This is a genomic window from Thermomonas fusca DSM 15424 (assembly GCF_000423885.1).
GTDB lineage: Bacteria > Pseudomonadota > Gammaproteobacteria > Xanthomonadales > Xanthomonadaceae > Thermomonas > Thermomonas fusca.
This window is the reverse complement of record NZ_AUIV01000021.1, coordinates 1-19,837: the sequence shown is the minus strand read 5'-3', so window position 1 is coordinate 19,837 and position 19,837 is coordinate 1. Positions and strand designations below refer to the sequence as shown.

21 protein-coding genes and 1 pseudogene are annotated in these 19,837 nt (G+C 66.3%); 5 read left to right on the top strand and 17 right to left on the bottom strand.

The window, feature by feature from the left end; all coding sequences use genetic code 11:
* Position 1: 1 nt before the first annotated feature.
* Both G582_RS0109545 and G582_RS0109540 read left to right on the top strand, forming a co-directional pair.
* Positions 2-3,121: an efflux RND transporter permease subunit gene (locus tag G582_RS0109545; protein ID WP_028839648.1), complete on the top strand. Its 3,120-nt coding sequence runs from the start codon at positions 2-4 to the stop codon at positions 3,119-3,121.
* Between the two features lie 108 nt (positions 3,122-3,229).
* Positions 3,230-4,192, top strand: coding sequence for a mechanosensitive ion channel family protein (locus G582_RS0109540; protein ID WP_156880401.1), 963 nt, complete (start codon positions 3,230-3,232; stop codon positions 4,190-4,192).
* Positions 4,193-4,233: 41 nt separating this feature from the next.
* Here G582_RS0109540 and orn read toward each other — a convergent pair whose 3' ends face one another.
* The gene (gene orn / locus G582_RS0109535; protein ID WP_028839646.1) at positions 4,234-4,803 is read right to left on the bottom strand and encodes an oligoribonuclease; all 570 of its coding nucleotides are present in this window, start codon (positions 4,801-4,803) and stop codon (positions 4,234-4,236) included.
* A gap of 57 nt (positions 4,804-4,860) precedes the next feature.
* On the opposite strand from orn, the gene G582_RS16170 reads away from it, so the two are divergent.
* On the top strand, positions 4,861-5,355 hold the full coding sequence (locus tag G582_RS16170) for a DUF2721 domain-containing protein (protein ID WP_051247088.1): 495 nt from the start codon (positions 4,861-4,863) through the stop codon (positions 5,353-5,355).
* Positions 5,356-5,368: 13 nt separating this feature from the next.
* Here G582_RS16170 and tadA read toward each other — a convergent pair whose 3' ends face one another.
* Complete coding sequence (gene tadA / locus G582_RS16165; RefSeq protein ID WP_425476547.1) at positions 5,369-5,863, bottom strand: tRNA adenosine(34) deaminase TadA; 495 nt, start codon at positions 5,861-5,863, stop codon at positions 5,369-5,371.
* A gap of 94 nt (positions 5,864-5,957) precedes the next feature.
* On the opposite strand from tadA, the gene G582_RS17935 reads away from it, so the two are divergent.
* A complete protein-coding gene (locus tag G582_RS17935) occupies positions 5,958-6,134 on the top strand; it encodes a hypothetical protein (RefSeq protein WP_156880399.1) in 177 nt (58 codons plus the stop codon).
* Positions 6,135-6,212: 78 nt separating this feature from the next.
* Here G582_RS17935 and G582_RS0109520 read toward each other — a convergent pair whose 3' ends face one another.
* The 15 genes and pseudogenes from G582_RS0109520 to G582_RS16160 form a co-directional block, all read right to left on the bottom strand.
* Complete coding sequence (locus G582_RS0109520; protein WP_028839645.1) at positions 6,213-6,455, bottom strand: DUF2274 domain-containing protein; 243 nt, start codon at positions 6,453-6,455, stop codon at positions 6,213-6,215.
* On the bottom strand, positions 6,452-7,717 hold the full coding sequence (locus G582_RS0109515) for a TraB/TrbI/VirB10 family type IV secretion system protein (protein ID WP_004358713.1): 1,266 nt from the start codon (positions 7,715-7,717) through the stop codon (positions 6,452-6,454). The genes G582_RS0109520 and G582_RS0109515 overlap by 4 nt, the downstream gene beginning before the upstream one ends.
* A 2-nt stretch (positions 7,718-7,719) precedes the next feature.
* Positions 7,720-8,724 carry a P-type conjugative transfer protein TrbG gene (gene trbG, locus G582_RS0109510; RefSeq protein WP_028839644.1) on the bottom strand — a complete coding sequence of 335 codons (1,005 nt, stop codon included), beginning with the start codon at positions 8,722-8,724 and terminating at the stop codon, positions 7,720-7,722.
* Complete coding sequence (gene trbF, locus G582_RS0109505; protein ID WP_004358717.1) at positions 8,721-9,425, bottom strand: conjugal transfer protein TrbF; 705 nt, start codon at positions 9,423-9,425, stop codon at positions 8,721-8,723. The genes trbG and trbF overlap by 4 nt, the downstream gene beginning before the upstream one ends.
* A 12-nt stretch (positions 9,426-9,437) precedes the next feature.
* Positions 9,438-10,808: a P-type conjugative transfer protein TrbL gene (trbL, locus tag G582_RS0109500; RefSeq protein ID WP_004358719.1), complete on the bottom strand. Its 1,371-nt coding sequence runs from the start codon at positions 10,806-10,808 to the stop codon at positions 9,438-9,440.
* The gene (locus tag G582_RS0109495; protein WP_425476546.1) at positions 10,805-11,107 is read right to left on the bottom strand and encodes a hypothetical protein; all 303 of its coding nucleotides are present in this window, start codon (positions 11,105-11,107) and stop codon (positions 10,805-10,807) included. Before G582_RS0109495 ends, trbL begins: the two co-directional genes overlap by 4 nt.
* Before the next feature lie 42 nt (positions 11,108-11,149).
* Positions 11,150-11,890 carry a P-type conjugative transfer protein TrbJ gene (gene trbJ, locus G582_RS0109490; RefSeq protein ID WP_004358722.1) on the bottom strand — a complete coding sequence of 247 codons (741 nt, stop codon included), beginning with the start codon at positions 11,888-11,890 and terminating at the stop codon, positions 11,150-11,152.
* Positions 11,887-14,373, bottom strand: coding sequence for a conjugal transfer protein TrbE (trbE, locus tag G582_RS0109485; protein WP_028839643.1), 2,487 nt, complete (start codon positions 14,371-14,373; stop codon positions 11,887-11,889). Before trbE ends, trbJ begins: the two co-directional genes overlap by 4 nt.
* 12 nt (positions 14,374-14,385) lie before the next feature.
* Positions 14,386-14,658 (bottom strand): VirB3 family type IV secretion system protein, encoded by a 273-nt coding sequence (locus G582_RS0109480; RefSeq protein ID WP_028839642.1) that lies wholly within the window; start codon positions 14,656-14,658, stop codon positions 14,386-14,388.
* Positions 14,655-15,038: a TrbC/VirB2 family type IV secretion system protein gene (locus G582_RS0109475; protein ID WP_004358728.1), complete on the bottom strand. Its 384-nt coding sequence runs from the start codon at positions 15,036-15,038 to the stop codon at positions 14,655-14,657. Before G582_RS0109475 ends, G582_RS0109480 begins: the two co-directional genes overlap by 4 nt.
* Positions 15,035-16,033, bottom strand: a complete 999-nt coding sequence (gene trbB / locus G582_RS0109470) for a P-type conjugative transfer ATPase TrbB (protein WP_425476548.1) — start codon at positions 16,031-16,033, stop codon at positions 15,035-15,037. Before trbB ends, G582_RS0109475 begins: the two co-directional genes overlap by 4 nt.
* 50 nt (positions 16,034-16,083) lie before the next feature.
* Positions 16,084-16,560 (bottom strand): ribbon-helix-helix protein, CopG family, encoded by a 477-nt coding sequence (locus G582_RS0109465; protein ID WP_028839640.1) that lies wholly within the window; start codon positions 16,558-16,560, stop codon positions 16,084-16,086.
* Entirely contained in the window at positions 16,557-18,575 is a 2,019-nt protein-coding gene (locus G582_RS0109460) for a conjugal transfer protein TraG (protein WP_028839639.1), read from the bottom strand. Before G582_RS0109460 ends, G582_RS0109465 begins: the two co-directional genes overlap by 4 nt.
* A 243-nt stretch (positions 18,576-18,818) precedes the next feature.
* On the bottom strand, positions 18,819-19,046 hold the full coding sequence (locus G582_RS17550; protein ID WP_083881277.1) for an EexN family lipoprotein: 228 nt from the start codon (positions 19,044-19,046) through the stop codon (positions 18,819-18,821).
* Positions 19,047-19,059: 13 nt separating this feature from the next.
* Positions 19,060-19,692: pseudogene (locus G582_RS16160) on the bottom strand (LysR family substrate-binding domain-containing protein); the annotation flags it as partial.
* Positions 19,693-19,759: 67 nt separating this feature from the next.
* Between G582_RS16160 and G582_RS18615 the strand changes: the two are divergent.
* A partial coding sequence (locus G582_RS18615) for a transposase (RefSeq protein WP_038053625.1) occupies positions 19,760-19,837 on the top strand: 78 nt, incomplete at its 3' end.

Below are 19,837 nucleotides of genomic sequence, written 5' to 3'. Positions count from 1 at the left end.
CATGCTGACCCGGATCATCGAATGGTCGGCGCGGCACGTGTTCCTGGTGCTGGCACTGGCGCTGGCGCTCACCGCCGGTGGCGTCCATGCGCTGCTGCACACGCCGCTGGACGCGCAGCCGGACCTGTCCGACGTGCAGGTCATCGTCTATACCGAAGCGCCCGGACAGGCGCCGCAGGTGGTGGAAGACCAGATCACCTACCCGCTGACCACCGCGATGCTGGCGGTGCCGGACGCGAAGGTGGTGCGCGGGTTCTCCTATTTCGGCTCGTCGTTCGTGTACGTGATCTTCGAGGACGGCACCGACATCTATTGGGCGCGCTCGCGGGTGCTGGAATACCTCAACTCCGCCGGCCGCCAGCTGCCCGCCGGGGTCACCCCCACGCTGGGGCCGGACGCCACTGGCGTCGGCTGGGTGTACCAGTACGTGCTGGAGAGCAAGCGCCATTCGCTGGACCAGCTGCGCGCGCTGCAGGACTGGTTCGTGCGCTATCCGCTCACCGCCGCGCACGGGGTAGCCGAAGTGGCAAGCATCGGCGGCTTCGTGCGCCAGTATTCGGTGACCGTGGACCCGGTGAAGCTGCGCGAATACGGCATCCCGCTGCAGCGCGTGGGCGAGGTGATCGCAGCAAGCAACCGCGATGTCGGTGGGCGTTCGCTGGAATTGGCCGAAACCGAATACATGCTGCGCGGCCGCGGCTACCTGCGCGGTATCGGCGACATCGAGGAACTGGTGGTGAAGGCCGACGGCGGCGTGCCGGTGCTGGTGCGCGACATCGCCAATGTCGAGCTGGTGCCGGACGAACGTCGCGGCATCGCCGAACTCGATGGCGAAGGCGAGGCGGTGGGCGGGATAGCGATTGCCCGCTACGGCGAGAACGCGCGCGCAGTCATCGTCTCGGTGAAGGAAAAGCTGCAGGAGATCCAGTCCGGCCTGCCGGAAGGCGTCAGCATCCGCAGCGTGTACGACCGCTCGCAGCTGATCGACCGCGCCATTGCCACCCTGCGCACCACGCTGCTGGAGGAAAGCCTGATCGTGGCGCTGGTCTGCGTGCTGTTCCTGTTCCACGTGCGCAGCGCGATGGTGGCCATCATCATGCTGCCGGTCGGGGTGCTGATCGCCTTCATCGCCATGCGCGCGTTGGGCATGAACTCCAACATCATGAGCCTGGGCGGGATTGCGATCGCCATCGGCGCGATGGTGGATGCCGCCATCGTGATGATCGAGAACGCGCACAAGCACCTGGAGCGCGACGACGGCAGCAAGCCGCGCGCGCGGATCATCGTCGAAGCGTGCCGCGAAGTGGGGCCGGCGCTGTTCTTCAGCCTGCTGATCATCACCGTCTCGTTCCTGCCGGTGTTCGCGCTGGAAGCGCAGGAAGGCCGCCTGTTCAAGCCGCTGGCGTTCACCAAGACCTTCGCGATGGCCGGCGGCGCGCTGCTGTCGGTGACGCTGGTGCCGGTGCTGATGCTGCTGTTCGTGCGCGGGCGGATCGTGCCCGAGCGCAAGAACCCGGTGAACCGCCTGCTGATCGCGCTGTACCGGCCGGTGATCCACGGGGTGCTGAGGCACCGCGCGCTCACCCTCGGCGTGGCCGGACTGGTGCTGCTGGCCTCACTGTGGCCGGCATCCAGACTTGGCAGCGAGTTCATGCCCACGCTCAACGAAGGCACCCTGCTGTACATGCCCACCACCCTGCCCGGCCTGTCGGTCACGCAGGCGCAGAAGCTGCTGCAGCAGCAGGACCGCATCATCAAGTCGTTCCCGGAGGTGGAATCGGTGTTCGGCAAGGCCGGCCGCGCAATGACTGCCACCGACCCGGCGCCCCTGGAGATGTTCGAAACCACCATTAACCTCAAGCCGGAAGGTCAGTGGCGCGACGGCATGACGGTGGACAAGCTGATCGCGGAAATGGACAAGGCGCTGCAGTTCCCGGGCGTGGCCAACTCGTGGACGATGCCGATCAAAGCGCGCACCGACATGCTCTCCACCGGCATCCGCACGCCGGTGGGGATCAAGGTGTTCGGCAACAGCCAGAGCCAGCTGGAGCAGGTCTCGCGCGCAATCGAATCCGCGGTGCGCAAGGTGCCCGGCACCACCAGCGCCTACGCCGAGCGCCTCACCGGCGGCTACTACCTCGACATCGCGCCGCAGCTTCCGCAGCTGGCCCGCTACGGGCTGTCGGTGGGCGACGTGCAGGACGTGGTCGCCAGCGCGCTGGGCGGGCAGCTGGTGACGACCACGGTGGAGGGCCGCGAACGCTTCGGGGTCATCGTGCGCTACCCGCGCGAACTGCGCGACACGCCCGAAGAAATCGCAACGCAGGTACTGGTGGCCACGCCGGCCGGCGCGCAGGTGCCGCTGGGCGAACTGGCCAGGCTCGAGATCCGCAAGGGCGCGCCGTCGATCCGCACCGAGAACGCGCAGCTGGCGGCCTACATCTACGTCGATACCCGCGACAGCGACCTCGGCGCCTACGTGCGGCGCGCGCAGCAGGCGGTGGCGGAAGCGGTGCGCCTGCCGCCCGGTACTTACGTGAGCTGGAGCGGCCAGTACGAATACATGCAGCGGGCCAAGGCGCGCATGCAGGTGGTGGTGCCGGTGACGCTGGCGCTGATCTTCCTGCTGCTCTATCTCAACTTCCGGCGCATCACCGAATCCCTGATCGTGATGCTGTCGGTGCCGTTCGCGCTGGTTGGCGGGGTCTGGCTGCTATGGCTGCTGGACTACCAGCTCAGCGTGGCGGTTGCGGTGGGCTTCATCGCGCTGGCCGGCGTGGCCGCGGAAACCGGCGTGGTCATGCTGCTCTACCTCGACCATGCGCTGGAAGACATCAGGGCGCGCTGCGCGGCGGAAGGCCGGACGTTTTCCGCCGCCGACCTGCAGCGCGCCATCGTCAGCGGCGCGGTGGAACGGGTGCGGCCGAAGATGATGACGGTGGTGGCGATCATGGCCGGCCTGCTGCCGATCATGTGGAGCCACGGCAGCGGCTCCGAGGTGATGCGCCGGATCGCCGCACCGATGGTGGGCGGGATGGTGTCGTCCACCGTGCTGACGCTGGTGGTGATCCCGGTGATCTATGCGCTGGTGAAGCAGCGCGGCGCAGCGCCGGCCAACTGACCACGCCGGCAGGCCGCGGGGCACGCTGATCGTGCCTTTGCGGCCTGCGCGTTATCCTGCCGGGCCGTATCGCAGCCGCGGCACGGATGCACATTCAACATCGGAGCCATGATGCAGCCCAGCATTCCCGCCGCCACTCCGCAACACGACCAGGCCGCCCAGCTGGCGCGCGAACTGCGCGGCATCGACTGGCTGCAGCTGCTCGAGACCTGGGGACTGCGGCTGCTGGCGGCGCTGGCGATCTTCATGGTTGGCCGCTGGCTGGCGCGGCGGATGAGCACCGGCCTCGGGCGCGCGCTCGGGCGCGCCAACGTGGACGGCACGCTGAGCGGCTTCCTCGGCAACATCGCCTACGCGGTGATGCTGGTGCTGGTGATCATGACCGCGCTGGCCGCCATCGGCATCCCCACCACCTCGATGTTCGCCGTGCTGGGCGCGGCGGGCCTGGCGGTGGGCCTGGCGCTGAAGGATTCGCTGTCCAATATCGCCTCCGGGGTGATGCTGATCGTGCTGCGTCCTTTCCGCGCCGGCGACCACGTGGTGATCGCCGGGCAGGAAGGCACGGTGATGGAAATCCGCGTGTTCCAGACCCGGCTGCGCGCGTTCGACCACCGCGTGGTGATCCTGCCCAACAGCGAGATCACCACTGCGCCCATCGTCAACCACTCGCAGCTGCCGCAACGCCGCTTCGACATCACCGTGGGGGTGGGCTACGACGACGACCTGCACAAGGCCCGCGGCGTGCTGCTGCAGATCGCCGCCAGCCACCCGAAAGTGCTCAAGGACCCGGCGCCGGTGGTGCAGGTGGTGAACCTTGGCGAAAGCAGCGTTGACCTGACCCTGTTCGCGTTCGCCCGCAACGAAGACTACGGTGACGCGCGCAGCGGCGTCATCGAGGCGATCCGCAACGAACTGATCGGCAACGGCCTGAACATCCCCTACCCGCAGCGCGACCTGCACGTCTACCATCGCGACGCCGACGGCCGGCCAATCGCCGACATCCTGCTGCGCGGCATTGCCGATGATGGCGACCGTCCACGCAAGCCGCCCACGCCAACCGCGACCAGCTGAGACCGGGTTGAGACCGGGTTGAGGCAATCAGGCTTGCAGAATCAGCCCGGCGTCAGCCCGGCCAGCGTGCCCATGTAGGCCCGGTAGTGGCGCAGCTCGGCGATCGAGTCGTGCACATCGCTCAACGCGGTGTGCGCGGAGGTTTTCTTCACGCCATCCAGCACCGCCGGCGACCAGCGCCGGGCCAATTCCTTGATCGTGCTGACATCGAGGTTGCGATAGTGGAAATACCGTTCCAGCGCCGGCATCAGCCGATGCAGGAAGCGCCGGTCCTGGCAGATCGAATTGCCGCAGATCGGCGAGGTGTTGGCCGGCACCCATTGCTGCAGGAACGCCAATGTGCGCGCCTCGGCATCGGCCAGCGGCACGCCTTCCTCCAGCACCCGCCGCCACAGCCCGGATCCACCGTGCTGGTTGCGGTTCCAGTCGTCCATCGCCTCCAGCGTGGCCAACGGATGGGCGATGGCCAGTTCCGGGCCTTCCGCCAGCACGTTGAGCTGGCCATCGGTCACCACGGTGGCGATCTCGAGGATGCCATCACGCTCGGTATCGAGCCCGGTCATTTCCAGGTCGATCCAGATAAGGCGGTCTTGGGAGGGATCGGCAGACATGGGCTCGCGCACTTGTGTTGGTGACGGCATGATAGCCGCTTGCCGACGGGACGCCGCATGCTGCAGACCACCGCCAACGCCATTGCCCACCACGCGATCCTGAGCGCGATGCTGGCACCGGCCTTCTTCCTCACCGCCACCGCCGGCCTGCTGGCCTCGGCCAATACCCGGCTGGCCCGGGTCGTGGACAGGCTGCGCGTGCTGATCGCCGGCTGGGAGCACGATGCGTCCGATGCCGGCGAGCGTCGGGAGCAGATCCTTCGTCACCGACAACGCGCGCACCTGGTACTGCGCGCCTGCCGGCTGCTGTACGGCGGGCTTGCCAGCTTCGTCGGCACCAGCCTGGCGCTGGCCGCGGATGCATTGCTGGGATTCAGGATGGGCGCCCTCCCAACCGCCATGGCGGTATTGGGCGTGCTGTTCCTGCTGGCTGCCAGCATCGCGATGTGGCGCGAGGTCAGCCTGGCGGTGAAGAGCTTCGATCTGGAAATCGATTACAGCATGGACAAGCCGCAGCGTGCGGCCGGCGCGCCGCCCACCGGCGACCACTGACACGGCCCGGGCATCAGCCGCTGGCGCCCTTGCCCCGGCGGGCGCGGAAATACGCCGTCAGCATCGGCCCGGAAACCTCCGCCAGCACGCCACCGATCACTTCGACGCGATGGTTGTGGCGGGGATGGGCCAGCAGGTCGAACACGCTGCCGGCGGCGCCGGTCTTGGGATCGAAAGCACCAAACACCACCCGCGCCACCCGTGCATGCACCATCGCCATCGCGCACATCGCGCACGGCTCCAGGGTGACGTACAGCGTGCAGCCGATCAGCCGGTGATTGCCCAGCGCCTGCCCGGCGCGGCGCATCGCCACGATCTCGGCATGCGCGCTGGGATCGCATTCGGCGATGTTGCGGTTCCAGCCCTCGCCGACCAGATTGCCGCCGACATCCACCACCACTGCGCCGACCGGGATCTCGTCGTCCTCATCGCGCGCGCGTTCGGCCAGCGCGAGGGCGTGGCGCATCCACGCGTGGTCGCTGGTGGTGGTCGAATCCGGATCAGTCACGGGCAGACCTCGTTTCGTTCGGGGTTCATGCGGCCGTCCATGACGCGACGTTCCTGCCTTCGGATCGCCCGGCCCGGCCATCCATGGCCTGTCAATGAACCGTTTGCGCACCATGGCGCGCAAACAAGCGGTTCATTCCCATTCGATCATCAACAGGTCTCGCAAGCCCGCGTGGTTAAAGGGATTTGCGATGATCGACATGGGCCTCTACCGTCGCTTTTACCGTCATCCGACAAGAGCTTTGTCTGGTGCGGAAGATGTAGGGATTTGAGGGGCGACGACTCTGGCAACTCCATCGTCAATCACCCTCTAGGATAGCGCAGAAAGCACAGCGGTCTTCCTCCAAGCCTCACTTCGCTGCAACCTTTGGAGCCTCCCGCCCTCCCCTCCTGAACCCACGATCTCCCGCCATGAACGCTTCCAGCATGTGCGGGATCAGAGTCATGGCATCGACCGCCTCGCCATACGTCTGCGCGTACAGCGCGGCGTAGCGGTCGAGGTCGGCTTTCAGGCTGGCCGGGCAAGCGAAGGTCAGCTTGACGCTCTCGGTCTTAGGCAGCGGCCCGAGTCGCAGCGTCTTGGTCGTTCTCATTGCGAAGCTCCCCGATTGAAGAACAGCGGCTGGTAGGGCCGCAGCACCAGATCCCGATTGACGATGATCCGCACCGGCAGGCCCGGCCGCGTGGTCAGCGTCGGCTGGATGTTCATGTTGCGCCGAGTGATCTCCTGGCCGACCTGATTGATGCTGTCCTGCGCGCTGTCGCGCCCCGCGATCACGATGCGATTGCCGTCCTGGCGGCTCTCCGGCGCGGCCAGCTCGGCGCCGACACCCAGCAGCGTCGTCAGCACCGCGCCAGCGACGATGCGATTCCAATGCCAGTCCACATCGTCTTCCAGGCCCGCGTAGCCTGCGGGATCGGTGCCAACAAGGTTGTCGAGCGTCAGCGAGGACGTGTCGGGCAGGATGATCCGGTTCCAGACGACTTGGACACGGCTCTGCCCGTAGCTGACCTGGCTGTTGTAGCGCCCGAGGATGCGCGATCCCTGCGGGATCAGCAGGAATTTGCCAGTGGCCGTGTCAAAGACCGGCTCCGTCACCGTGGCGATCACGTCGCCCGGAAGATCGGACTTGATGCCTGTCACCAGCGCCCCGGCGATCACCGTTCCGGCCATCACCTGATATGGCGATGCCGGCAGCGCCAGATTGCCGGAATTGCGGGTTTCCGTAGAACCACCTTTCAGGAAAACCTCTTTCTGGTCTTGCCGGTTCTGCACGGCGGTCGGGTCGGCGGGCTGGGCCGCCGTCGAGGCCGGTCCGGCGGCCATCGGGTCGAACGCTGCATTGGCGGCGAAGCCCGGCGCGGCGGCGACCCGCGACTGCGCCACGGGAGCGGCCGCCTGCGCACCTGAACGGAAGAACACGGACGAGGCTGCGGCCGCTTCGGCTTCCTTGCGCAGCGCATCGTTCGGATCGTGGCCGGGGGCCGTGTAGGCGGCCGTAACCGGCTGCTGCGATTTCACGATGGCCGGGCCGAGATCGCCCGGCAGCGGCGGCCCGAGTTCGGGCACCTTCGGCAGCTTGGAATAGTCGGACGGTAGGCCGTCCAGCCCTTCAGACTTCGACACACGATCCACGTTGTAAAGCTCGGTCTGTTCGCCTGCGCCGCGCCGATGCGGCTGCAATGACCAGATCGTGGCCCCGAGCACGGCGACCGACAGGCCGCCGGTGAGCATGGCCAGCGTCCGCCGGTTCAGGCGCGTGACCGGGCGCGGCTGGGCGCGCAGCGCAACCGCCTCGGGCGCGACCTTGCCCGCCTGCGGCGTGGCGAGGTCGGGGGTGTCGTCCTGGCTCATGGTCAGTTCCTCCGTGCCACGCCATCCGTGCGCTCGATCCGCACCACGTCGCCCTTGTCACCACCCAGGCGCAGTTCGGCAGCGCCAAAGAGGCGATCCACAATGTAGTACGGCGCGCGGAAGCGGTAATTGACCAGTTGCCCGTCACCTTGCGGCCCAATCACGAACAGCGGCGGCAATTCACCCTGAGCGATACCGGGAGGGAACTGGATATAGACCTTCGCGCCATCATCGAAGGCACGGAGTGGCTTCCAGGGCGGATTGCTGCCGCTGATCGCGTAGCGGAAGCGCAGGTTCTCCAGCGACAAGCCGGAATCCACCGGCGCGGCGGCGCTGGCAGCCTGCGCCTGGCGCTGCAAGGCCAGCACCCGGTCGCGCGGGTATTCCCACGACACCGATGCCATCCACGTTTTTTCCGTCGAAGCCAGCTCCAGCAGGTACGTCCTACGGCTGGTGGTGATAACCAGATTCGTCTTAAGGCCCGAGCGGATCGGCTTGACCAGCACGTTCACGCGCAGGTCGGCACCGCTGCCGCTGGACGTGTCGCCCACGATCCAGCGCACGGTATCGCCGGCGGCCACCGTCACCAGCTCCTCGCCCGGCTGGAGCGAAACCACGGTAACGCGGCCCACGGCCGCATAGACCTGATAGAGCGCGCCATCGGTGAAGGGCCAGACCTGAATCGCATTGACGTAGCCCTCGCGCGTGGGCGCGACGCGCGCCTCGGCATTGGCGCGCGAGACGCGCACCTTCTCGTCTGCAGGCTCCGGCGTAGGCTTGGCGTCCTCGGCTTCGGGCAACGGCTTCAACTGCGCCGGCATCGGGAGCACCTCGGGTACGGCCACCACCTCCACCGGCGCAGGCGGCTCCGGCAGCGGCTGGGCCTGCACCGGCTCATCGAGCGAGATCACGGGCGGCGGTTTACCCTGTGTGGCGCAGCCCGTGGACAGAACAGTCGACGCAAGCAGGATCACCGGCAAAGCGGTTTTACGGAAAAGATCATTCATGGCTTGGCTCCTTCGGAAGAATCCAGTTCGCGGCTCCACGACAGGCCATTGACGTAGATGCCCAGGGGGTTCTTGCGCAGACGTTCTTCGGTGCGCGGCGGCTGGAGCACGATGGACACCACGGCCGTCCACCGCTCCAGGCCCGCCGCGGCACCGTTGACGTAACGGCGTTCCGTCCAGCGCACGTTGAAAGACGTGTCGCTGGCACGCACGACGCTGGTGATCTGCACCGTCACCGATTCCTTACCGATGCGCGCGAACGGATCGTTCACGCGCGCGTAGTCGTTGAGTACGACTGCGCCCTTGTCGGTCGTGTAGTCGTAGGCATCGAGCCAGTTCTGGCGCACGACGATGGGGTCGATGGACAGCGAGCGCACTAGGCCGATAAATCGGCCCAGGTGGTAAGCCGTCTGCGCGTCGCTGGGCTTGTAGGGCGTGGCGGCTTCGCCGACCGCTCGCACCTGGCCCGCGTTGTCCACCTCCACCACATACGGCGTCACGATGGACTGCGCCGAGCGCCATACCAGGCCACCGGCCATCAGCAGCGCGAGCGTGAGACACCCGAAGGCCATCAGCCGCCAGTTCTTCGCCTGCACGCGCGGCGAGCCGATACGTTCGTCCCACACCTGGCCGGCAGCTTGGTATGGCGTGGCAGGCGGCGGCGTGTCGGCGTAGCGCACCTGCGGTTTCTTGAATCGCATGGTCAGTTCTCCTTATGAATCGGAATCGCGCAGGCTCGGCCCCTGGCCGGAGCCGCCACCATCGCCACCGCGCAGCGCGTGGGCAGTGGTGGTCGCGGCATGGGTGAGTTGCTGGCGGCGGTGCAGCCGCTTGGCCCAGGCGGGTTGCTCTGGTGTCTGTGCAGCGGTGCCGCCTGCGGGGGCTTCGCTTGTGGCGGGCTGACCGGCTGACGCACCAGCGTCGCCATTCCAGCCAGCGCGGAACGGCGCAGCCATGCGCTGCCCGGCGGCGGAAGCGCGGGATGCCGCCGCGCGTCCTGCCGACTGCGCGCCGGTCTTGGCGACATTGCCCAGGCCCGCCATTGCACCCTTTGCACCACCGCCTGCGGCGGCGGAACCGGCCTGGAACGCCGATTTCGCGCTGCTGGCTGCCGACGTGGCGGCGCGCGCACCGCTGCCGGCCAGCTTGGCGGCAGCCGGGGCCATGCGCGCCCCGGCCATGACGGCACCACCTACGCCCGTTGCGGCGGCACCGACGGCCACCGCCGTTCCTGCTGCGCCGATAGCAGCGCCGGCCATCGCGCCCGCACCGAGCTGCGGCGCACCGGACACAAGACCCGTGGCGATGCCGGGGCCGAAGATACCCAGCGCCAGCAAAGTGAGCGAGGCCAGCATGATGACCAGCGCATGGTCGATGGACGGCTCGGCGGGATGGACTTGGAACTGCGCGAACAGGCCCGAGCCGATACCAACGATGACGGCCAAGACCAAGACCTTGACGCCGGCGGACACGACGTTGCCCAGCACCTTTTCCGCCAGAAAGCTCGTCTTGTTCCACAGCGCGAACGGCACCAGCACGAAGCCGGCGAGCGTGGTCAGCTTGAACTCGATCAGCGTGATGAATAGCTGGATCGCCAACACGAAGAAGCACAGCACCACGACCAGCCACGCGAGGAACATCACCACGATGGGGTCGAGGTTCACGAACACTTCGGGGAACCCCGCCATATCGCCGATCTGCTTCAAGATCGGCGCCCCTGCGTCGATGCCGGTCTTCGCCAGCCGACCCGGCTGCAAGAAGGTCTCCATCGTGATGGCCGAGCCGGTGGCGGTGATGCCCAGCCCCGCAAACGAGCGAAACACGATGCTGGCCAGCCAATTGAAGTTGTTGAGGATGTAGGCGAAGGCGCCGACGTAGAGCACCTTGCGCAGCAGCTTGGCGATCACGTCCTCGCCCTGGCCGGTGGCGTGGCTCATGGCCCAATACAGCCCGGCGAGAGTCATGTCGATGACGATTAGCGTGGCCGTGAGGAACGCCACTTCGCCCCGCAGCAGCCCGAAACCCGAGTCGATGTAGGTAGCGAAGGTGTTAAGGAACTGGTCGATGATGGTCACGTCATTCATGGCGTGCCCTCCGGTTCGGCGGGAAAGGCTGGCGCCACGCCATCGGCCGGTTCCTTGAAGCTGGGCGGGATCGACGGCAGATCGGACAGCGTCTGGTGTTCATCCAGCCCGGCCCCGCCGGAAACGAAGCGCCGCCGGAAGGCTTCGGCGGCGTCGCGACAAGCGTCCTCGCCCGTGGCCCGCCCGTCGGCTGCGCATTGCGCGCGCAATGCCTTGAGCCGCACGGGATCGACTGCCAAGGCATCGGTAAGGTTGTCGGCCGGCTGCTTGCCGCAAGCGGCCAGCAGCGCGGCAAGCACCGCAACAGACAGGGCGAGGACGCATCGCATGGCGGCCTCCCGTCAGTTGCCGTAAAAGTTCACAGACTGCGGCGTATACGGCGTACCTTCGCCGAGGAAGCGCCGTCGCACCTCGCGGGCACGCTCCGTGGCCGCCGCCTGCCGCGCCAGCTCTAGCGACGCTGCCCGGTCTTGCGTGATCTGGAGCCGCTGGGTCTGAATGGACTGCTTGGCCTGCAAGGCCAACAGTTGGTTCGTGGCTTGCATGGCTTGTAGCGCACCGACGGCAGATTGGCTCTTGCTGACCAGATCCGTCAGAACACCTTCATCGTCATGGAGGTTCTGCGATGCCTGGGCTTGCATCTGCATCGTGGTCTGCAAGCCATTGAGCGTGTTCTTCCAACGCTCCTGCGCATCGCGGTACATCTGGTCGCCGCTGATCGTGGCGGCGTACTGTTCGGGATACAGGCGCGCGAACTCCCGATCCAGATTCGTCACGTCGTAGGCCAAGCCCCTGGCTTGGGCAATCAGCCGTTCGGTCGTCGCCAGGTTAGCGCGCAACTGGCCGACCACGCTGGACGGCAGGCTTGCGAGGTTGCGCGCCTGGTTCATCAGCATCTGCGCTTCGTTCTGGAGCTGGCGAATCTGGTTGTTTATCTGTTCGAGGGTACGGATTGCAGTCAGCGTGTTCTGCACATAGTTGGTCGGATCAAAGACAATGCGCCAGGCCAGTGCTGGTGAAGGAGTCAATGTCGTCAGCGATAGCGCGGCAGCGAGAGAAATGGAAAGCGCACGGATCTTCATTGCGGGTTCTCCTGTGGGTAGTCGGTAGCACGGAGGGAACCCGGCGCAAGGCCGGGGAACGAGGGCAGCAGGTCGGCCGCCCAATCGAGGCCGCGATGGCGCAGCCAAGCGCCCGCGAAGCCAGGCACGCCGGTGTCCGGCGGCAAGCGGCCAAGAACTTGATCAATGGCGCGCTGGTCCTGCGGCGTGGAAGCGCCAGCGAAGGCCAGCGTCGCAGGCCCCAAGTCGAGGTCGAACAGGCGATTGCCGAGGCGGGATTGGTAGTAGTAGTCGCGCTTCGGCTGCGCCGTGGCAACGATCTCGATCTGCCGCCTGTTAAGCCCGAAGCCCTCGTAGATCGTGCGAATCTGCGGCTCGGTCGCCTGCGGGTTCGGTAGAAAGATGCGGCTGGAGCAGCTTTCGACAATCGCGGGCGCGATGCTCGAATCCTTGATGTCGGCAAGGCTCTGTGTGGCGAATATGACACTGACGTTCTTCTTGCGCAGCGTCTTGAGCCACTGGCGGATGCGCGCGGCAAACACCGGGTCATCGAGGAACAGCCACGCTTCATCGAGGATCAGCAGCGTGGGCACACCGTCAAAGCGTTCATCGAAGCGCGCAAAGAGGTAATGCAGCACGGCCATGACGGCGGCCTTGCTGTGCATCAGCTCCTCCATCTCGAAGCACTGCACGCCCGCTGACCCCGCATCGGTGCTTTCCAGCCGGTCGTGGTCGGCGTCCAGCAGCTTGCCGTGGGCGCCGCCGAGCACGTAAGGCGACAGTGCCTGCCGCAGCGCGTTCGATTGCAGCAGCACTGACAGGCCCGTCATCGTGCGCTGCTCCATGGGCGCACCGGCCAGGCTTCCCAGCGCCGACCAGATGGCCGCTTTCTCGTCGGGGCCGGTCGCCACGCCTTCGTGCATCAAGCGGCCTTCGATCCATTCGGCTGACCATGTGCGGTAGCCCGCGCGGTCGATGCGGGCCAAGGGCTGGAAGGCGATTTCGCCATCCGTCCCGAGGTCGTAGTGCTCGCCGCCCAGACCGAGGATCGTGGCGCGCATCGAGCGGCCCATGTCGAACGCGAAGATGCGCGAGCCGCGATAGCGGCGGAACTGCATCGCCAGCGTGGCGAGCAGCACCGATTTGCCCATGCCCGTGGGGCCAGCCACCAGCGTGTGGCCCACGTCGCCGATGTGCGTGACGAGCCGGAAAGGCGTCGCGCCATCGGTGCGCGTGACGATCAGCGGCGGGCCGTCAAGATGGGCATTGCGCTCGGGGCCGGCCCACACCGCCGACACCGGCATCATGTGCGCCAGGTTCAGTGTCGAAAAGATGGGCTGGCGCACGTTCGCGTAGGCGTTGCCAGGGATCGATGACAGCCACGCATCCACGGCGTTGAGCGTTTCGGGGATGGTGACGAAGCCTCGGCCCTGGATGACACGCTCCACCATGCGCAGCTTCTCGTCGGCCACGGCCGGGTCGGCATCAAGCACCGTTACCGTGGCGGTGAGGTAGCCGAAGGCGACTTGATCGCTGCCCAGCTCCTGCAAGGCGGCGTCGGCGTCGGCCGCCTTGTTGCTGGCGTCGGTATCAACCAGCGGGCTTTCCTGCTGGAAGATCGTTTCGCGCAGCAGCGCGATGACGTTCTTGCGCTTGGCGAACCACTGGCGGCGCAGGCGTCCCAACTCCCGTTCCGCTTCGGCTTTGTCGAGGCAGAGAAAGCGCGTGCTCCAGCGGTAAGCAAAGCCGAGCCGGTTGAGGTCGTCCAGAATCCCCGGCCACGTCGATGTCGGGAAGCCCCGCACCGATACCACGCGCAGGTGCTGGTCGCCCAGCATGGGCGCCAGGCCGCCTACCAGCGCAGAATCGGTCAGCAGCGAGTCGATGTGGAACGGCACCTCGGGCACGCCCACGCGGTAACGCCGCGTCGAGATGGTGGAGTGCAGGTAGGTCAGCGTCTGGCTGTCATCGAGCCAGGCGATTTCCGGCATCACGCCATCGAGCAGGTCAAACACGCGATCCGTCTCCGCCACGAAAGCATCGAGCCGGCCGCGCCAGTCCACGCCTTCGGTCGGCCGGTTCTCGTACAGCATCCCCGCCGCGCGGGCGCGCACTTCCTCGGGCGGCAGGTACACCAGCGTCAGGTGATAGCCGCTTTCGAAGTGGTTGCCCGAGTCCTCGAAGGTGGCCCGGCGTTCCTCGTCCACTAGCCACGACAGCGGCTCGGGAAACTCCGAGTGCGGATAGTCGGCGGCGGGCCGGCGCTCTGCCTCAATGAACAGCGCCCAGCCCGAACCCATGCGGCGCAATGCGTTGTTCAACCGCGCCGACGTGGCGATCAGCTCGCCATGCGTCGCGCTGTCGAGGTCAGGCCCGCGAAACCGGGCCGTGCGCTGGAAACTGCCGTCCTTGTTCAAGACGACGCCCGGCGCAACCAATCCAGCCCACGGCAGCCAGTCGGCAAGCAATGCGGGTCGCTGGCGGTATTCGGCAAGGTTCAGCATGGCGGCGTCCCCTCACACGTCCAGCAGCGGGCGGTGCTTGATGTGCCGGGCGAACACGGCCATGAACTGCGGATCGGCGCGCGCGCCCCATACCGCCAGCGAATGGCCGACGATCCAGAGCACCACGCCCGGAATCCACAGTTGCAGCCCCAGCCCGACAGCGGCGGCCAGCGTGCCGTTCGCAATGGCGACCGTTCGCGGTGCGCCGCCCAGCAGGATCGGCTCGGTCAGCGAGCGATGCAGCGGCACCTCGAACCCAGCCGCGAAGATATCCGGGCCGCTCATACGACAGCCCCGCCGGAGAAGCTGAAGAACGACAGGAAGAAGCTAGAAGCCGCGAACGCGATGGACAGGCCGAACACGATCTGGATCAGCTTGCGGAAGCCGCCCGACGTGTCGCCGAAGGCGAGCGCGAGGCCCGTGGCGATGATGATGATGACCGCGACGATGCGCGCCACCGGCCCTTGAATCGACTCCAAGATCGACTGCAACGGCCCTTCCCACGGCATCGAGGAGCCGGCGGCTTGCGCGGTTCTGGCCAGGAACAGCAGCAGCGCGGCCAGCAGTAGCCCTTGCCCCGCAGGGCGGGCGAGACTGCGCAGCCGTGCAAGGCGTAAAGCCGGATTTACGGAAACACGGAAAGCAGGAATGGTCATCTGCGTCATGGCAGTTCTCCAGGTTGGTCAGGGGACGAGGAAGTCGCCGCAGCGGGTGCGGCATCGGGGATCGGCGGCAGCTCGGGAAACGGCGTTTCCAGCGCGTCCGCCAGTTGGTAGCCCACGCCGTCGAAGCCGACGACGCGGGCGATGTTCTCGATGCGGCGCTTGCGCCCGCGCCCGGCGATGTGGATCACCACGTTGACTGCCTCGGCGATCAGCGCACGGGGCGGGTTCACGGCTACTTCGAGAATCAGTTGCTCCAGGCGCAGCAGCGCGCCGAGCGCGGAGCCGGCGTGGATCGTGGCGATGCCGCCGGGGTGGCCCGTGCCCCAGACCTTGATGAGATCCAGCGCCTCGGCGCCGCGCACCTCGCCGACGACGACGCGATCCGGTCGCAGGCGCATGGACGAACGCACCAGCTCGGTCATCGACACTACGCCTTGCTGCGTGCGCAGCGGCACGTGGTCGCGGGCCGCGCATTGCAGTTCCACCGTGTCTTCGAGTACGAGCACGCGGTCGCCCGTGGCGGCGATCTCGGCCAGCAACGCATTGGCGAGCGTGGTCTTGCCGCTGCTGGTGGCGCCGGCGATCAAGACGTTCTGGCGTTCGCGCACAGCGTGCACCAGAAAGCCCGCCTGGGCGCTGGTAATCATTCCGTCGATGACGTACCGCACCAGCGGGATCACGCCGATGGCGCGCTTGCGCAGCGCGAAGGCCGGCCCCGGTGCGGCCGGCGGCAAGATGCCCTCGAAGCGTTCTCCCGTTTCCGGCAACTCGGCCGACAGCAGGGGTTGGCCGCGATGCACCTCCGCACCGACGTGGGCCGCGACAAGGCGAATGATGCGTTCACCATCGGCCTCGGGTAGCTCCACACCCATTGGTGCGCGGCCTGACGAAAGCCGGTCGATCCACAAGGTGCGATCAGGGTTCAGCATTACTTCCACCACGTCCGGGTCTTCCAGCGCCGCGGCGATCAACGGCCCCATGGCCGTGCGCAGCATCTGGATGCGACGGTCGAGCGACGAGGCGCTCATGGACTGCCGAGCGGCGCTCATGACGCACGCTCTTGCGCTTGCGCTTGCGCTTGCGCGGCTGCCGCCGCGTCTTCCATCCGCATTGGGTCGGGATGCAGCTCCTCCACCACGTCGCGCACTAAGCTCCGGCCCCGCAGCAGGTGGCGGCCGAGTTGTTCGATGAACTGCTCGAAGCGCGCTTTGCCCTGGGCGCGGGCGGCCTCCTGATGGGCCTCGGGAACCGGCGTGCTCACGGTCAGGTAGTAGCGGATGAACAGCGCCAGCGTCTCGATGGCGATGTTCTGGTCGCGCTCCATGCGCTCGGCCTGCCGTGACAGGCGATCCAGCCGCTTGGCGATGGCCGCCTCGCGCTGGTCTGCTGCGTCCGGCGACAGCCAGGACGCCAAGGCAGCGGCGACGATGGACGACTTGGACACGCCTTTCTTGGCGGCCAGCTCGTCCAAGCGCTTGGCGTGCTCGGGCTGGATGAACAGATTGAGGCGGTAGTGACTCATAGCTCGATTCCGTCGCTGGGGTCGAGGGAAGCCAGCCGGGCCACGCTCTGCATGGCCGGATCAAGCTGGCGCGGAAGGGGAAGCGGCAGGTCGTCGTCGTCATCGAACAGCGCCAAGTCGGCTGCGGGCGCGGCCAGTTCGGGGTCATAGGCGACGGTTTCGGAAAGCTCGGGCTGACGGCGCGGGCCGCCGTCATCGCTGGCCAAGTTCCCCAGGCCATAGGCGGATGCCGTGGCCGATGCAGCCTGAACGGCAGGAATTGCCAGCCCGCTCCAGTCGTCAGGCCGCGACGGCGGCGCGTCGGCGTACTGCCTGTCCGCAAGCGCAGGCGGCCGCAGCACGCGGTGCTTGAAATTGCTGTCCGCGTAGTAGCGCAGCTTTTTGGCTTTGATCGGCGCCACGCTGGACACCATGACCACAGCCTCGTCGGGCGGAAGCTGCATGACTTCGCCCGGCGTCAACAGCGGGCGGGCCGTCTCCTGGCGCGACACCATCAGGTGCCCCAGCCATGGCGCCAGCCGGTGGCCCGCGTAGTTGCGCTGTGCACGTAGCTCAGTCGCGGTGCCGAGTGTTTCGGAGATACGCTTGGCGGTGCGTTCGTCGTTGGTGGCGAACGTCACGCGCACATGGCAGTTGTCGAGGATCGAATGGTTCTGGCCGTAGGCTTTGTCGATCTGGTTGAGCGACTGCGCGATGAGGAAGCTGCGGATGCCGTAGCCCGCCATGAAAGCCAGCGCCGTCTCGAAGAAGTCCAGGCGCCCCAGTGCCGGAAACTCGTCGAGCATCAGTAGCAGCTTGTGGCGGCGCTCGATGCCGTCGGAGCCGTCGAGCGATTCGGTGAGGCGCCGGCCGATCTGGTTGAGGATCAGGCGGATGAGCGGCTTCGTCCGCGATATGTCCGAAGGCGGCACCACCAGGTACAGCGACACCGGATGCTCGGCCGCGATCAGGTCGGCGATGCGCCAGTCGCAGCGCGACGTGACTTCGGCCACCGTGGGGTCGCGGTACAGGCCGAGGAACGACATGGCGGTGCTCAACACGCCGGAACGCTCGTTGTCGCTTTTGTTCAAGACCTCGCGCGCGGCGGAGGCCACTACCGGATGCGGGCCACCTCCTTCCTCCTTGACGAGGTGCGGCGTGGTCATCATTCGGTGCAAGGTCAGCTCGAAGGGGCTGGCCGGATCGGACAGGAAGTTGGCGACGCCGCGCAGCGTCTTGTCTGCACCCGCGTAGAGCACATGCAGAATGGCTCCGACCAGCAGCGCGTGCGAAGTCTTTTCCCAATGGTTGCGCTTCTCCAGCGCGCCTTCGGGATCGACCAGAATGTCCGCGATGTTCTGCACGTCGCGCACTTCATGCGCGCCGCGCCGAACCTCCAGCAGCGGGTTGTAGGCCGCCGACTTCGCATCGGTCGGGTTGAACAGCAGGCAGTGCGAGAAGCGCGAGCGCCAACCGGCGGTGATCTGCCAGTTTTCGCCCTTGATGTCGTGGATGACGGCCGAGGCTGGCCAGGACAGCAACGTCGGCACCACCAGGCCCACGCCCTTGCCCGAGCGCGTGGGCGCGAAAGTCAGGACGTGTTCCGGGCCTTCATGGCGCAGGTATTGGCGGTCGTGCTGGCCAAGGAACACGCCGGACGGTTGTGTGAGACCCGCCTTGCGAATGTCCTGCGCGTTGGCCCATCGCGCAGAGCCGTAGGTTGTGACCAGGCGCGACTGTCGCGATCGCCAGATCGACATGCCGATAGCGACGACCACCGCGAGCAGGCCGCTGCCGCCCGCGATGGCGCCGCCGGTATCAAACACGCGCGGCGCGTAAGCATCGAAAACGAACCACCACTCAAACAGCTTCCACGGGTGGTAGATCGGCGTGCCAAGAAAATCGAACCAGGGCGAGCCGAGGCGTAGTTGGTAGCCAAGGGCTGCTGCTGTCCATTGTGTGGCACCCCACACACCGGCGATCACGATGCCGAATACCACGGCAATCTGACCGAACAGCACGTTCGTTCCTTGCATGACCTGGCCTCCGATTTCTCCTGCGCTGATTCCTCATGGAAAAAGCGGCACAAAGACGTGCCGTAGGCGTCAGGATCGGTGCCGGGTCAGTGCCGGTCAAAGGCCGTTATGGCAGGAATTGAGGCTAAAAAAGCAGGAGTTCTTGCTGTAGCGAGGGCAATAAATGCGTTGCAACCACGAGCGCATTTCAGCGTGGCGAGGTAACGGACGGATTTTTCCAAAGCGAAGCGAGTGCGCGGGTGACTACCTGGGCTTCTGCTCCGGCCGATCACCGTAGAAACGCCGCTTTGCGGCTTCTGCGGCGCGTCGGCAAAGTTCATCATCGACCTTCGCGCGATCTTCCTTGCACAGGCGTTGAATCTCCTTGATGCGTTCGGGATTGGCTGTAAGCGCGTCTACCGTTTCCGAGAGTTGAGAGGGTCCACATGCAGTCAGTGTGGCAGCCAGCATCAGCAGCATCACCTTATGCATGGTTCCAATCCTTTCATCGGGTGGGTCGGATATTTTTGGCATTGCTCAGATTACCTGCCGAGTCAATGAAGGCCACTCGTTCAATGAACCGGGTCAACATTTCTGGAGTCTCCGCATCACGACGCAGCAGATAGGTTGTCAGCATCGGCGGTTTACCCGCCAAGGGTCGAGCCACAACACCAAGCTCGCGACTGGAGCTGATGTGCGCCGCGCCAGCCAGGCCCAAGGCCAATCCGGCGGAGACCAGAGTCATCATGAGGTCAAAGGTGGAAACGTGCTGGACTATCAGCGGCTCCTGCTCGTGCTTGCGCAGGATGCGCTCGACCTGACGTGCATGGCCTTCGCAGATTGCGGGATCGCCCAACACCAGCGGATAGTGCAGCACTTCCTCCAGCGGAACCTGCCTGAAGGAGAGCACGGGATGGCGAGCAGGTACTGCGACCATCAATTCGTCCTCCCAGGCAGATGTGGCCACGATGCCATCGCCCACATCATCGGCCATCGAAAAACCGGCATCGTATAGGTCATCGTGCAAGCCTTTGATCTGCTGGGCCAGCGGAACCTCGAATAATCGAACCTCGACCTCGGGGTCTTCTTCACGGCACTGCGCAAGCAGCGCCGGCAAGCGTGATGGCGTGATGCCATCGTGACCTGCCCCCACTGAGCCGTACCACTCGAAGCTAGGTAGAGTCCGTCATCCAGAGAGGACGGACATGCGCAAGAGTCGCTTCACCACGGAACAGATCATCGGCTTCATCAAGCAGGCCGAGGCCGGCATGGCGGTATCGGAG